The organism is Achromobacter denitrificans NBRC 15125, assembly GCF_001571365.1.
In the GTDB taxonomy this organism is placed as follows: Bacteria; Pseudomonadota; Gammaproteobacteria; order Burkholderiales; family Burkholderiaceae_B; genus Achromobacter; species Achromobacter denitrificans.
Map to the genome: position 1 here is coordinate 125,638 of NZ_BCTQ01000008.1, position 12,068 is coordinate 137,705.

16 protein-coding genes are annotated in these 12,068 nt (G+C 63.1%); 1 reads left to right on the forward strand and 15 read right to left on the reverse strand.

Annotated features, from left to right (window positions below; all coding sequences use genetic code 11):
* Positions 1 to 32: 32 nt before the first annotated feature.
* From ADE01S_RS09295 to ADE01S_RS09320, 7 genes are all read right to left on the reverse strand, one after another.
* On the reverse strand, positions 33 to 1,211 hold the full coding sequence (locus ADE01S_RS09295) for a phage major capsid protein (protein ID WP_062681397.1): 1,179 nt from the start codon (positions 1,209 to 1,211) through the stop codon (positions 33 to 35).
* A 10-nt stretch (positions 1,212 to 1,221) separates the two neighbouring features.
* Positions 1,222 to 2,091 carry a head maturation protease, ClpP-related gene (locus tag ADE01S_RS09300; protein ID WP_062681398.1) on the reverse strand — a complete coding sequence of 290 codons (870 nt, stop codon included), beginning with the start codon at positions 2,089 to 2,091 and terminating at the stop codon, positions 1,222 to 1,224.
* Between the two features lie 11 nt (positions 2,092 to 2,102).
* The gene (locus tag ADE01S_RS09305) at positions 2,103 to 3,401 is read right to left on the reverse strand and encodes a phage portal protein (protein ID WP_062681399.1); all 1,299 of its coding nucleotides are present in this window, start codon (positions 3,399 to 3,401) and stop codon (positions 2,103 to 2,105) included.
* Positions 3,398 to 5,167, reverse strand: a complete 1,770-nt coding sequence (locus ADE01S_RS09310; protein WP_062681400.1) for a terminase large subunit — start codon at positions 5,165 to 5,167, stop codon at positions 3,398 to 3,400. The genes ADE01S_RS09305 and ADE01S_RS09310 overlap by 4 nt, the downstream gene beginning before the upstream one ends.
* On the reverse strand, positions 5,145 to 5,573 hold the full coding sequence (locus ADE01S_RS09315) for a hypothetical protein (protein WP_062681401.1): 429 nt from the start codon (positions 5,571 to 5,573) through the stop codon (positions 5,145 to 5,147). The genes ADE01S_RS09310 and ADE01S_RS09315 overlap by 23 nt, the downstream gene beginning before the upstream one ends.
* Before the next feature lie 110 nt (positions 5,574 to 5,683).
* A complete protein-coding gene (locus ADE01S_RS32295; RefSeq protein WP_082775743.1) occupies positions 5,684 to 6,070 on the reverse strand; it encodes an HNH endonuclease in 387 nt (128 codons plus the stop codon).
* The gene (locus ADE01S_RS09320; RefSeq protein ID WP_062681402.1) at positions 6,034 to 6,405 is read right to left on the reverse strand and encodes a hypothetical protein; all 372 of its coding nucleotides are present in this window, start codon (positions 6,403 to 6,405) and stop codon (positions 6,034 to 6,036) included. Before ADE01S_RS09320 ends, ADE01S_RS32295 begins: the two co-directional genes overlap by 37 nt.
* Before the next feature lie 444 nt (positions 6,406 to 6,849).
* Between ADE01S_RS09320 and ADE01S_RS09325 the strand changes: the two genes are divergently transcribed.
* Positions 6,850 to 7,779 (forward strand): hypothetical protein, encoded by a 930-nt coding sequence (locus ADE01S_RS09325; protein WP_115599002.1) that lies wholly within the window; start codon positions 6,850 to 6,852, stop codon positions 7,777 to 7,779.
* 14 nt (positions 7,780 to 7,793) lie between these two features.
* Here the strand turns inward: ADE01S_RS09325 and ADE01S_RS31180 are convergent, their stop codons facing one another.
* From ADE01S_RS31180 to ADE01S_RS09360, 8 genes are read right to left on the reverse strand one after another with little or no spacing between them, the layout of a single operon-like run.
* Positions 7,794 to 8,471 (reverse strand): hypothetical protein, encoded by a 678-nt coding sequence (locus ADE01S_RS31180; protein ID WP_075873257.1) that lies wholly within the window; start codon positions 8,469 to 8,471, stop codon positions 7,794 to 7,796.
* Entirely contained in the window at positions 8,471 to 8,893 is a 423-nt protein-coding gene (locus tag ADE01S_RS09330) for a putative PDDEXK endonuclease (protein ID WP_242663389.1), read from the reverse strand. Before ADE01S_RS09330 ends, ADE01S_RS31180 begins: the two co-directional genes overlap by 1 nt.
* Positions 8,890 to 9,648, reverse strand: a complete 759-nt coding sequence (locus ADE01S_RS09335; protein WP_062681405.1) for a replication protein P — start codon at positions 9,646 to 9,648, stop codon at positions 8,890 to 8,892. Before ADE01S_RS09335 ends, ADE01S_RS09330 begins: the two co-directional genes overlap by 4 nt.
* Positions 9,620 to 10,465 carry a phage replication initiator YdaU family protein gene (locus ADE01S_RS31525; protein ID WP_131828717.1) on the reverse strand — a complete coding sequence of 282 codons (846 nt, stop codon included), beginning with the start codon at positions 10,463 to 10,465 and terminating at the stop codon, positions 9,620 to 9,622. The genes ADE01S_RS09335 and ADE01S_RS31525 overlap by 29 nt, the downstream gene beginning before the upstream one ends.
* Complete coding sequence (locus ADE01S_RS09345; RefSeq protein WP_062681407.1) at positions 10,462 to 10,944, reverse strand: nuclease domain-containing protein; 483 nt, start codon at positions 10,942 to 10,944, stop codon at positions 10,462 to 10,464. The genes ADE01S_RS31525 and ADE01S_RS09345 overlap by 4 nt, the downstream gene beginning before the upstream one ends.
* Complete coding sequence (locus ADE01S_RS09350) at positions 10,935 to 11,240, reverse strand: hypothetical protein (protein ID WP_062681408.1); 306 nt, start codon at positions 11,238 to 11,240, stop codon at positions 10,935 to 10,937. The genes ADE01S_RS09345 and ADE01S_RS09350 overlap by 10 nt, the downstream gene beginning before the upstream one ends.
* The gene (locus ADE01S_RS09355) at positions 11,233 to 11,538 is read right to left on the reverse strand and encodes a hypothetical protein (RefSeq protein WP_062681409.1); all 306 of its coding nucleotides are present in this window, start codon (positions 11,536 to 11,538) and stop codon (positions 11,233 to 11,235) included. Before ADE01S_RS09355 ends, ADE01S_RS09350 begins: the two co-directional genes overlap by 8 nt.
* A complete protein-coding gene (locus ADE01S_RS09360; RefSeq protein ID WP_062681410.1) occupies positions 11,532 to 12,047 on the reverse strand; it encodes a hypothetical protein in 516 nt (171 codons plus the stop codon). The genes ADE01S_RS09355 and ADE01S_RS09360 overlap by 7 nt, the downstream gene beginning before the upstream one ends.
* Positions 12,048 to 12,068 lie beyond the last annotated feature (21 nt).

The window sequence follows — 12,068 nt, forward strand, 5'->3', positions numbered from 1 at the left end:
GATGGGCGGCGGTTGACCGCCGCCCATTTGCTTCAACCGCCGGCCGGCACGTCGAGGCCGTCGAAGCCGCCCTTGACGAACGCCTCAGGCCGGAACACGGTCAGCGCCACGCGCTCTTCAACCAGCAGGGTCACGCGGTTGGTGACGACGTTGTCGCGGTCTTCCAGCGAAACCGTGAGATTCACGTCCTCTCGGTCCCAGCCCTGCGCGCCCATGGCGAAGGCGCCGACCAGGAAGTCGCCCGCGTCCATGGCCGTGGTCGTGACGATGGAGCGTCCCCACAGGCCGGCCTGCGTGACGAAGCGCGGGTTGGCGAACAGATAACCGTTCGTCGTGTCCTTCAGCAGCTCGATCGCCGTCCAGTCGATGGGCGACAGCACGATGCCGTCCGCGGGATACTCGGCCAGCTCGGCCTGCAACAGGGCGAGGCGCAGGCGGTCCAGGCGGTTCTCGGCTTGCACCACCACACCAGGATTGGCGTAGGCGATGGCTTGCGTGTAAACCCCGTCGATGTTCAGGCCCACGCCGCTGCCCTTGAGCAGTTGACGGTCTTCGACCAGCTTGAGGCCATAGCGCAGGCGGCCGTCGATATACGACTGCAGCATCGGAACGTCGGACAGGATCTGCTTCGTCGCGCGGATCCAGTGCGCAATGGTGGCCACGGGCGCCGACGCATCTTCGAACATCAGCGTCGACTCGGGCTTGAGGGTGCCTTCAGCCACGGGCGCGGCGTTGTTGGTGAAGCCGGTTTCCCGCACAAACTCCACCGCATTGGACGAGGTGCGCCCCCAGCTGAGAAGGTCGCGCACACGCAGCTGCTGGCTGGGCGGCGCGACGATGCCGGGCACGCGCTGGGGAACGACCAGGTCGCCGGCCGTCGTGGTGCTAATCTCGGCGCTGACGGGCGCGCGGAACTTGCCGCGCGGATTGGAGGCGAAGGCGGTGAAGTCCTCGCGCTCGGTGAACTGCTCACCCATCGACTTGGGCCGTGCACCTTCGCCGCCACCATTCTGGAACTTCGCCAGGAGTTGTTCGGCGGTGGCCAGGCGGGCCTGCAGTTCACCCTGCGTGGTCAGAGTCTTGTCGATATCGGCGCGCAGTTCCTGGTCCATCGTGCCACGCGCGTTGGCCTTCTCGGCCATGCTCTTCAGCTGGTCGCTGACAGTTTTCAGGCTGGCGTTGATCTGTTCGATTTGTTGTTCCGGCGTCATGATGTGTTCCTTACTTGAGGATCGTTGTGAGAGATGCGGCCAGATCGGCCGTGGTGCTGAGGGCAGCCGGGTGACCCATGCCGCGTCCGGTGGCATCACGCACACCGCTGCCAGCCGAATCGCTCAGGCTGGACTTGAATTCAGAGATCAGGCGTTGGGCCTCGCTACGGGGCAGGCCCGCCGCCCGCATTGCCGACTCGATGCGGCGCACCGCGCTGGCGGACGTGCCGCTGGTGCCCTTGCCAACCTGGTCGGACGGCAGCAACTCGTCGGCGTAGCCCTGGTCGATGGCTTGGCTGCCGCCTATCCACGTCTCGCCGTCCATCTGGCGTTGAACTTCGGCCAGCTCCTGGCCGCTAGAGACCGCGTAGATGTCTGCCATGGCAGCGTCGAAGGGCTCCATCGTGTCGGCGAACTCGCGCAAATCGTGTCGGTTGCCCTGTGCGATCACCCAGCAGTTGTGGACCATCAGGAACCCCGCGCGAGCAATCTGGCGCTTGTCGCCCGCCATGGCGATGATCGAGGCGGCACTGGCGGCCAGACCCAACACCTTGACCGTCACCTCGCCCTGGTGTTCGCGCAGCAGGTTGTAGATGGCCAGTCCCTCGAACATGTCCCCGCCGGGGCTATTCACGTTCACGGTGACGGGGCCCGCACCCATACTGCGCAGCGCACTGGCGATGCGCTTGGCAGTCACGCCTTCGCCTGTCCACCAGTCATAGCCAATCACGTCGTAAACGCTGATCGTCCGTTCTGCATCATCCTCGACCGCTGCACGGACGCCGGCGTCCCAGCGCTCCAGGGCGCGGGGAGACATGTAGGCCGAAACAGCCGCGCAGGGGCGGCCCGCCGGAGCGGCCGGCAGGTTCTTCTTGCTCATGTGGGGATACCTCAGGTGTCGGCCGTCGAGGCCATCATGTCTTTCAGCCAGTTGGCCATCGCATTGCGGGCCTGCTGGTCAGCTGTATTGCTGCCCAGACTGTCCAGCGGCGTAAGCGCCGTCTGCACGGTCAGAACTGCAGCGTTGCCGCCCATGGGCGCGCGGTCTTCCAACTCGCGCACTTCGTCACGGGTCAGGATGCCGTTGTTCACCATGACGCTGTAGAAGGAAGCTCGGGCGGCGCTGTCGGCACGCAGCAAGCCTTCGACAGCAAACTTGGGGTAGTACCGTACTCGCTCCGCGGGCATCAGCAGATCCTTCACGATGGACTGCTCGATGCGCTTGAGCCATGGGCTTAGCGTGAACACCAGGAAGCCGATCATCTGCTGTTCGATGCCCGTTCCCCAGCTGGTCGACTTCTCGGTATGCCCGACCATCCACGGCGGCACACGGAACCAGCGGCAGATCTCCTCAATGCTGAATCCGCGCGACTGCAACAACTGCGCGTCAATGGGATTGATGCCGATCGTGCCGACCTCCATGTCGGCTTCGAGAATCGCGGGGCGCCCGGCGTTTACCGCGCCCGACAACCGCCCCTCGATCATCTCCCGGGCTTCCTCGCGCTGATTGTCCTTCAAGATCTTCGGGTACTTGAACCAGGTTGTCGGCATCAGGCCGCGCTTGAAAACGCCCGCCGCCGCCTCGTCCGTGGCCAGCGCTGAACCGAAGACCTGGGCGCCGTAGTGAACCACCGACACGCCATCCTTCCCATTGAGCGACCAGCCCGGGATTCTCCATACCTTCGTCGCCGGGATTACACGCTGCCGGCCGTCGTCATCGGTGTACCGATACTCCTTCGAACCATCGCCTTTCCGCGAGACCGTCAGGCGCCCCGGGTATAGAAACTGGAGGCCGACAACCCTTTCGCCGACCAACAGCTTCTCGCAATGCGCGTTGCCTCGCAAGAGCATTGCCGCCACCACCGCCTCCCAGAAAACCGATGACACTGAATCGGGATTCGGCTGGGTGCCGATGATGAAGTTCAGCGGATGCTGAGGCGCCGGCCGCTTACCACCGCTCGCGCGCTCATGCATGCCAAGTGGCAGCGTACCAATCGTCTCGGAGATAAGCCGTGCACACGCCCAGACGGCCGAGAGTTGCAGGACGTTCTTGTCATTGACATTGACCCCCGCCGAGCTACTGACGCCGAGCCGGGCCCACGCGCCAGCGTCGGTGAGGCCGAACGGCGCGCCAAGCCAGCCCAGCACCGCGGCGCGGAGCCGGCCGACCTTTTGCGCTTTATGTTTCATCCGATCACCGCGTTTTTAAAGAAGTCTGAAAGGTCCTCGGCGTCATCCGAGGCCACGGCCAAGCCCATCGCCATCAGCAGCGCGGCCATATCGTCAATCTTGTCCGCCGAACGCTTCCGGTCCGGTGCCATGGACAGGTTCACGTCGCGGCGCGCCACTAGATTCGAAGCGCACCATGTCAGCACTGGGTCGCCGCCATGAACCAGCTTGCCGCCCACATAGGCCAGTTCAAGCGCTTGCATCGCCGGGTGGTAGCTCTTGGTGCCCTGCACGAACTGCACCATCGGCACGCTTGCCGCCACCAAGCGGTTCACCAAGTCGGCCGCGTTCCAGGCGTCATATGCAATCTGCTGCGGGTCGAAGCGCTGCACCGCGGCCAATATGTCGCGCTCGATGACCGAGTAGTCGGTCACGTCGCCTTCAGTCTGGAGCAAGTATCCAGCCTCCACCCAGCCGGCATACGGCACTGTGGCGCGCTCGGTGCGCTGCTTCACCGCCTCGGATGGCACCCAGCGCCAGCCGTGCGTGTACCAGACACCCTCGACAAGCCACAACAGGCGGAATGCGGCGATGTCCGTGGTACTGGCCAGGTCCAGGCCGCCCCAGCATGGGTAGCCCGCCAGCCAGTCCAAATCAACAGCGCCGCCGCACTTGGCCCACTTGGTCAGGTCGACCCAGCCGCTGGCGGTCGATGCCGGCCTGTTGCACCGCTTTATGCGGAATTCCGCCAGCTTGGATGGCATCTGCTTGGCTTCAACGGCCTCCTTTCGGATGGCCGCCTTCAGGTGCGGATTGACATCCAGCAGCGGATTCGCCTTGATCCACTTCGACTCGTCGAACTCGTCGTCCTGCGTGATCTTCGCGGACTTGTCTTCGTTGTCCAGTGCGTAGAACAAGGCCAGAAAGTGGTCAGCCTGCGTGCCCAATACTCCGCGCAGCAGCGCGAACACGAATCCGCGGATTTCGGCCCAAGGGCCGGCGTTCGTGTATCCCTCGGTGGTCGTGAACAGCCAGAGCGGGTTTGCCCGCGCGCCAGCGGCCGACTGCAGCACGTTTAACAGGTCGGCCGTCTTGTGAGCGTGGATCTCGTCCAGCCCCGTATGGGACGGGTTCAAGCCATCCTGCGTACTGGCCTTGGCGTGAACGGCCTTGTAGCTGCTGCCCGTCTCGAAGCGGCTTATAGACTTCGCCCATGTGGCTAGGCCGAAGGCTTCTGCTAGGTCCGGCGTTTTCTCCACCATGCGCTTGGAGGCGCGGAAGATGATGCTGGCCTGGTCGAAGGTGGTGGCTGCGCTGATAACCTGCGCGCCCTCTTCCGGCTCGCAGCACAGGCAGTACAACAAGATTGCCGAGGCCAGCGTACTCTTGGCGTTCTTTCGCGCCACCGCGAACAGCGCCGAGGTGAAGCGCCGGGGATGGAATGTGTCGTCGTCACCCCAGCCGTCGACCTTGATGGCCTCGCGCCGCCGGAATCCAAACAGCTGCACCACGAAGAACACGTGGCTCGGGTGCATGACGATGGTGGGCGTTTCCCACTTACCCTCGACGTGCGGCAGTTTTTCGATGAAATCGCACGCATCGTTTGCATGCCACTCGTCGAAGAAGAACGGCGTTCCGCGACGCCGTGCCCGTTTCAGGTCATCCAGGAACCGCTTCGCCGCGAGACGTATCCAACGCCCATGCTTCTTGCGCCCCTTGTCGGCCACCGCCGCCTGGGCGTACTTGGTGGCAATGCCGACATAATCACGCGCTGCGTCGCTTCCCATTGGTCTTGAACTTGTTGCCAGTCTGCGCGACAGGGGCGGACCCCTTCACCTTTCCCTGAGCGACAGGCGTGAGGCCGAATTCGCCAACCAGGGCGCGGTATTGCGCGAGCATGTGACCGGTAGGGGTTTCACCAGCCATCCATAGTTGCACCAGCTTCCCGTGTAGCGCGCAGAGCATCGCCAATGGCGACAGGCTCGCCTCGGTAAGCAGGCGGTTCGAATGCAAGATGCGGGTGAGCCGATGCCATTCGGCCTCGGCGTGCTTGTTCGGCAGCCAGTCAGGCGCCTCCGGCACATCCAAGACCAACTCCAGTTCAACTGCTTGAGTTTCCGGCTGGGAGTCTCGGTCCGCACGCGCTGTGCCGGCCACAACTTTCAGCTGGACCGGCTTCTTCGGTGGGGCCATATCGCCTCCAAAAAAACGCGTTTTTCTGATATGACTGCGCAAAAAAAAGGCTGGGCGTCGGGTGTCCGGCAAAATCGGCCCGACTTTCGACCCACCCCTCCCCGCTCAGGTCACGCCCTCGGGGTCCCAGGACGGTTTTTCCGCTCCCTTGCGCGCAAGGCCTCTGCCTGGGTCTTCTCGGCGTGGCAGTCTCGGTTCATCGCGCGCAGGTTGCTGGGCTGATCGTTCAGCCTCCCGGACGCGTCCCTCGTGTTGTCGATGTGGTCGACCTCATGGGCGACCCGTGGGAGCAACCGTGCGCGGCAGGCTTCACACTGGCATAGCCCGCCATCGCGCTCCATGATCTGATCACGCAGCCGGCGCCATGGCCGACCGCCGCGGCCTTGACCGTAAGCGGGAGGCTCTGGCTCATGCCTAGCGGTCGACACTACCCGCTTCAGCTTTCCGGGGCGGGTCGGCATCAGCGCGCCACCGCGACCCGCTGATACTCGCAGCATTCGCTTTCGAGAGACGTGACCTCGACCTGCCCAACCTCATACAGATCACTGAGATGCAGGAACAGGGCTTGCTTGATGCACTCGGGCATATCCACTCCAGCGATGACGACTCGGGCCTGATCGAACTCCACTTCACCATCCCGCGCGATCAAGGACAGCGTGAGGCTAGGCAACCCGCCCGGCTCGAACGTCACGCTCGCTCCCGATAGGCGGCGGATAGCCACGCCATCCACGCTCACTGTCGTGCGCGTCCCTTTCTGGGATATGACGTAGCGCGGCTTCTGGCCCAGCCTGGGCGACGGCGCGGGCGACGCACTTTCGGGAACTGCTGCCATAACTGACCCCTTTGAATTGGTGCCGGGTGCTACCTACTGCACACCGCCCGGCGCGATGACCAACCCCGCACGCCATGCCCAGCGCACGACCCTCGGTAGCGGGAGGGCGGAGAATGCAAAAGCCCCGACCGGACTATCCGTATCGGGGCTGTGGCTTGTGTGGAGCGGACAGAGGGAATCGAACCCTCACTACGCGGCTTGGAAGGCCGGCGGCTCACCATGAGCATGCCGGCAGAAATGCAAAAACCCGCCAGCTTTCGCGTGGCGGGTTTGTCTGGACGAAGTAATACACCTTATCCGTTAGGAACGTATCTTCGGTTAAAAAAACGGAACCGTCAATAGTTTTAGTGACCAGGCGCCTCACACGCCTAAGCTGGCCAATTTGCGTATTATCTGTAGCGTCCTTTCGACACCGCATCGCGGAGCAAAAATACGGAGGCATGATTGGCGAATATTGGTGACGTGGCAATTCTGTTCAAGTCTCATGAAGAAATCACCGGGAGAGAGAATTTCCAGGCGCAGATTCAAGTAGCCAATGGAGACCTAGATCGCATCATCGGAGGGTATGACTTCGATCGAGAAATGCAGCTTCGCTGCGGCCTGAATAACTGCAACCAGTTGCACCAACGCGGCTATGTAATCTCGACAAAGCAAGGCGTGGAGACCATTTGCGGTAACGTCTGTGGAGCGCGTGAGCTGGGAGTAGACTTCACGGAAATGGTTGCACGCTTCACGGCACGCGTAGATGAGCAGAAGCGCAGGCAGTCCATTCAGGAACTTCAACAGAGCGCCGAGGTCAGCCTTGCCCGGTGTCACGCCCTGAAGCGCGCAGTTGATTCCGTGTATCCCGCCTTAGCGGAAATTCGATCCGCACTTCGGCGGGATACGGACATCAATCGCGCCACGGAACTATTGATCCGAGAAGGCGGTAGGGTGCGGGTCCGCCAGGAACTGACTGCCGCGGAGCAACAGCTTGCAACCGACACGAAACAACGCGCGAACCTAGTGACCATCGCTACCGTTCAAGGAATCAATGCACTCCGCGACTATCCAAAAGCTGCAAATACGATCGAACACGACCTACTTGCGACCATACAGGAGCTCCAGAAACTCGATGCCGCAAGTGTCAAGGGTAGAGCATTGACGGCCATTACCACGAAAATTAACGCCTTCCCCTCTGCGTTCGCGTTCCTAGATCAGTTTCTTGAAGACGCAGCTGCATTTCTGACACCACAGAATTTCGGCAACCTGGAGCATATTGCCTATATGGGCTCAGTGAAGAACCACAAGCTTGGGCCCATCCTTCACAAAGTGATATATCGCTTCTATCAACGCGAATATGCGGCGCGGGCAGCCAACCACGCCGCCCCCTGAAGCAATTTGTTGGTTCAGCCCACAGTAGCCTGCCCCTGGGCGGGCGGGGCGTCAATCCAGCCGCAGCGCACTAAGCGTTCGCAAATCGCTTGGTGCGCCTGCTGATGGAGGCCAACAGAAGGCCCAAGCCCGCGCGCAATAGCCCCCCCAAAGAGCCATTTCTTTATTTTCGCGTTGTGCGAGCCCGCTGTATCGGGATCAACATGACACCGTTCAGCCAAATCCACCAAACTCGCTTTCACTCCGAACATGCGCTGAATAAGCCCCGACCTGAGGCGCCCATTGGACACGCACCCGGACAATGCGGCGGATGCCGCTGCGGCGGTCAAATCAGAAATGGCATCAGCCCACTCCGGGTTGACTTTCCAACCGACGCAGCAAGACGCGCGACATTCGCAGGCCACTCGTTGATCCGCGGCGGCGGCAATTAAGACTGCTTGCTGGAGCTTCGACAACCGCTCTAATTCGGCACGGATCATGCCAGCCTGGCCCGCTCCATCAATACCAGAGAGCCCCTTACCTTCGTGCGCAGATGGTCCAGCGGCGACGCGATTCATCATCGGCCGGTCATATTGCTGCTTTGAGTATTGGAGCGCGAACACCAGCGCGGCATGTGCGCTTTTGAACAGCGGCTCGGCCTTCGGCTTCACGGCCGGCACCGCGGGCAGCCGGGAAATAGTCATCGTCGTCATCAAATAATCTCCGGGGAATAAGTCACTTTCGCGGGCAACTTCTCCCGCATCCATTGCATTGCCGCTTCCCATCCGAGGGTGACGGTGTGCCGCCCCCGGACGGGATAAATCTTCGGGTTCATGTGGTGCGCGTCCACCACCACGGATTCGCCGCGCGCCCCCGTCTGCCTGTAGATCAGCACCGGCACGCCCTCCGCGCCCGCCTGGTCCTGGGCCTGACGCCACCAGGCCGGCAGGCAAAGCGTGTTCGCGTGTTTGCATTCGACGCTGATCAGCGCAAATGCGGGCTCATCGGCCACAACGTCGCTATCACCCGCCTGATTGCGCACCCGGCGACGCCAGGTCGTGCCGGTCGCCTCCGTCAACAAGTTCGCCACCTTGCGTTCATAGGCCGCGCCCTTGTTCCGCTGCATCGCGCTCATGCCTGCGCCCCCTGGTCCACGCCCAGGCGCAGCGCATTGCGCGCCATGGCAATGATCCCTGGCGAGTAGCGCTTGCCCTTCGGGTTCTCGGTTTCGGTAATCACCCGCTTCCACCCGCGCAGCGGATCACGGCCCGATTGATTCAGGATCGCGCCCGCCCCCATCGCCTCCAGCGCCTTGGCGGCCTCTGCCGGCGTAGCATGGGTCGCCCCCGGCGCGGGCAACGCGACGGCGGGCGCAGGGATGGCCGCCCATTCGCCCCGCCCCAGTTCGTCCGACAGGGCACGTTCCCAGCGCGACTGCATCACCGAGTACCCGCAGTTCAGCAAGTCATGGGATCCGACACGCACGGCGGCCCAGTACACGGCCGGATGGCTCCATTGCCCCATTTCCCCACGGCGGCGCGCAGTCATCCCCGCAACGGCATCGTGGAAAGCGTTTTCCGGAATCAGGCCCGGCCGGCACGCCTGGATGAACTCGCCCACGGCGGGCGGCCAGTCCGGGAACATGCGGCGGCAGGCTCGTAGCCCTTCAGCCACGTCGCGCGGCGTCAGCCCCTCTTCGTCGAACGCTTCCGCCCATGCCGCCTTCCAGTTCTCGATGCTCTGCATGTCCGGGAAGTCCTTCAGCCAGCGCCCCCCATACGTGCCCGAGAGCCGGTTCCACAGGTGGTCGATCAGCGAAATGCCTTCCAGCTTCGCCAGCGGGACAGCCCAGGCGGAGCGCTCAGGCGTCGATTGTGCGACCGTCGTCATAGTCGGGGCCTCCAGAGGTTCGATTGCGGTTTACGTAGTCGGTGGGATTGAACTTGCCGGGACGCGGCGCGCCCCCGGATGCGGTGCCGCTCGGTGCGAACAGGCCCTGCCAGCTTTTGCCGATGGCATGCTCGATGACTGCTTCCGGCGTGTGGCCCTGCTGGCGGAAGTTCGCCAGGTCCTTGACCTGCTGCCTGGCGGCTTCTTCGGTCAGCGGCTTGCGAAGCTGTGCACGATGACGCGCCCAGCGCCCCCACAATTCCGCATCCAGCCAAACAGGCAACTCCACGCACATCGGATCGAACCCCGGCGAGCGCTTGCGCGCGCCTGTGACGGTTCTTGATGGTTCTGACGGTTCTATGACGGTTATATGCGGGTGCAACCCGTTGCACCCTTTCGTGTCGTCGTTTGCACCCTTTACGTCGTCAGTTGCACCCTTTGTGTCGTGGCTTGCACCCTTTTCCGCTGCTTCGGGTGGTGCAAAATCTGCACCGTTTTCTTGTTCCGGGGCCGCCGGCTTGAGGGATGCAAAATCTGCACCCTTTATCCAAGCCTCGGAAATCCGGTATTCGCGGCGTTGATTGCGGCCGCCATTGCCCGCATTCACCAGGATCAACCAGCCGGCCTTTTCCATGCCGCGCAGTTGGTACTGGACGGCGCGCACGGACTGGCGGGTCTTCTCGGCCAGGGACGCGATGGACGGATAGATCCCCGTACCTTGATCGCTCGAATGGTCCGCCAACGCAAGCGCAAGGATCATCTCCCCGCCCCCGTTGGGATACCGCTCAAACACCATCCCCATGACTTTCACGCTCATGGCGACTCTCCATACAAGCTCAAATACCCAATCTCGGCCTCAAGAGGCCAGAGGCCCAGCACAATCAGGGACAAGCGGGTTTCTTGAAATCCAGCCTCCCACAGCGCGACCTTCTCTTCGTAGGTCGCGCCAGTGGCGTTCTGGTCGATGTAGGCATGGCACGCCACGCAGCCCCAGGCGGTGGCCCAGTCATGCGCCTTCAGCCAGCCGGCCTTGCCGTGGCGCGATTGGTTCGAATGGCATGCAACAACGGTCCTGCGGTCGCCGCAGCACACGCCAGGTACGCGGATCTTGCAGGGCATGCCCTTTGCCAGGGCCAGCAAGCCAGGGTTGCGATACATGGTCTTGGTGGCACGCGGCTTGGCGCGGCGGCTGGGCATACGCTTCCCAGCGGCCTTCATGCCGGAGCGCTGGCGCATCGGGGCCCCGCGCTTCAGTGACGTCTTCTGCTTGAGCGGCGTCCGGCGCATCAACGACATACCGCCCCCGTGGGCTTGCGGACGCGCCACCAGGCGGGAAGCTGCAAGGCGTTCACGCGCCGTTTGACTAGGCCGGCCCGAACTGCGTCGAACAGGAAGGCGCTGACCGCGCAGCGGGCGGCTTCGCTTCGCGTGGTGCTGGGCCAGGGGTTGACCGGCACTAGCGCCGGTTCGACAGCCTCCCGCAAGGCCCGGACATCGATCCGCCGCGGCGTCTCGATAATGGCCCGGCGGACCGCCTCCACCGTCTCCGGCGGCACGCGGTAGCCCCTGAACATGTGCAGGCAGTCAGCCATAGATGCCGCTCCACTTCACGAAGGGCTTGCGCACGGCTTCATGGAACAGCGTTGCCGCCTGGGCGTTGTGGTCAAGTTCCGCCCGGCTGGTGATCCCGCACATGTCGCGCACATATTGCGCAGCGTGCTGGCCAGGCGACACGCCCTCAGGGGCGGCGCCGATGCGGGAGACAACCCACCGCTGGAACTTCGCGCCGTTGCACATCATTGCAGCCGCGCGCGACAGCGCCGCCCCCTTACGCTCCGTGGCCTGGACCCGCACCCGCACGGGCACGCCAGAATGGCCGCGCATCAGCATTGCACCCTCGACACGTTGCGGGCGCCACGGAACGCGAGAACGGCCAACTCCATGAACAGCGCGTACAGCTGACTGCGCTCATTGGCGTCGATATGACCATCCGCCAGCGCCTCCAGCGTCGAAGTATTCAAGCCACCGACCTTCGCACCCGCCTGCATCACCTTTTGCAAGACGGCCTTCAGTTCGTCCGGCCATCCGCCCTCAGGAGGCGGCGGCACGTCCAGGCAGGTCAGCCCATGTTCGACCGTCGCATAGGTCTGCGCCCACCGATGCGCGTACGCAGCCGCCCCCGCCTTCTGCGACATCCACTCGGTCAGCAGGTCGGCGATTTCGAACGTGATCGACTCGCCTTCCTGGCCATTCAGCTTGGCACGCAGGGATTCGTAGTGGATCTGCTTGCCGCGGCGTTCCGTCAAGAACAGCGCCGCATCTTTCACGCCCCCAGGCGTACTGCGGACATCGTTGTAGAGAACATCAAGCCAGTTGTGGGAGTTCAGGCGGCTAGTCATTAGGTCTTACCTTGGAATCTG

Excerpts from the sequence above, each read along its gene's own strand:
- ADE01S_RS09295 (WP_062681397.1), bottom strand. The coding sequence starts at position 1,211 with ATGACGCCGGAACAACAAATCGAACAGATCAACGCCAGCCTGAAAACT.
- ADE01S_RS09300 (WP_062681398.1), bottom strand. The coding sequence starts at position 2,091 with ATGAGCAAGAAGAACCTGCCGGCCGCTCCGGCGGGCCGCCCCTGCGCG.
- ADE01S_RS09305 (WP_062681399.1), bottom strand. The coding sequence starts at position 3,401 with ATGAAACATAAAGCGCAAAAGGTCGGCCGGCTCCGCGCCGCGGTGCTG.
- ADE01S_RS09310 (WP_062681400.1), bottom strand. The coding sequence starts at position 5,167 with ATGGGAAGCGACGCAGCGCGTGATTATGTCGGCATTGCCACCAAGTAC.
- ADE01S_RS09315 (WP_062681401.1), bottom strand. The coding sequence starts at position 5,573 with ATGGCCCCACCGAAGAAGCCGGTCCAGCTGAAAGTTGTGGCCGGCACA.
- ADE01S_RS32295 (WP_082775743.1), bottom strand. The coding sequence starts at position 6,070 with ATGCTGCGAGTATCAGCGGGTCGCGGTGGCGCGCTGATGCCGACCCGC.
- ADE01S_RS09320 (WP_062681402.1), bottom strand. The coding sequence starts at position 6,405 with ATGGCAGCAGTTCCCGAAAGTGCGTCGCCCGCGCCGTCGCCCAGGCTG.
- ADE01S_RS31180 (WP_075873257.1), bottom strand. The coding sequence starts at position 8,471 with ATGACGACGATGACTATTTCCCGGCTGCCCGCGGTGCCGGCCGTGAAG.
- ADE01S_RS09330 (WP_242663389.1), bottom strand. The coding sequence starts at position 8,893 with ATGAGCGCGATGCAGCGGAACAAGGGCGCGGCCTATGAACGCAAGGTG.
- ADE01S_RS09335 (WP_062681405.1), bottom strand. The coding sequence starts at position 9,648 with ATGACGACGGTCGCACAATCGACGCCTGAGCGCTCCGCCTGGGCTGTC.
- ADE01S_RS31525 (WP_131828717.1), bottom strand. The coding sequence starts at position 10,465 with ATGAGCGTGAAAGTCATGGGGATGGTGTTTGAGCGGTATCCCAACGGG.
- ADE01S_RS09345 (WP_062681407.1), bottom strand. The coding sequence starts at position 10,944 with ATGTCGTTGATGCGCCGGACGCCGCTCAAGCAGAAGACGTCACTGAAG.
- ADE01S_RS09350 (WP_062681408.1), bottom strand. The coding sequence starts at position 11,240 with ATGGCTGACTGCCTGCACATGTTCAGGGGCTACCGCGTGCCGCCGGAG.
- ADE01S_RS09355 (WP_062681409.1), bottom strand. The coding sequence starts at position 11,538 with ATGCTGATGCGCGGCCATTCTGGCGTGCCCGTGCGGGTGCGGGTCCAG.
- ADE01S_RS09360 (WP_062681410.1), bottom strand. The coding sequence starts at position 12,047 with ATGACTAGCCGCCTGAACTCCCACAACTGGCTTGATGTTCTCTACAAC.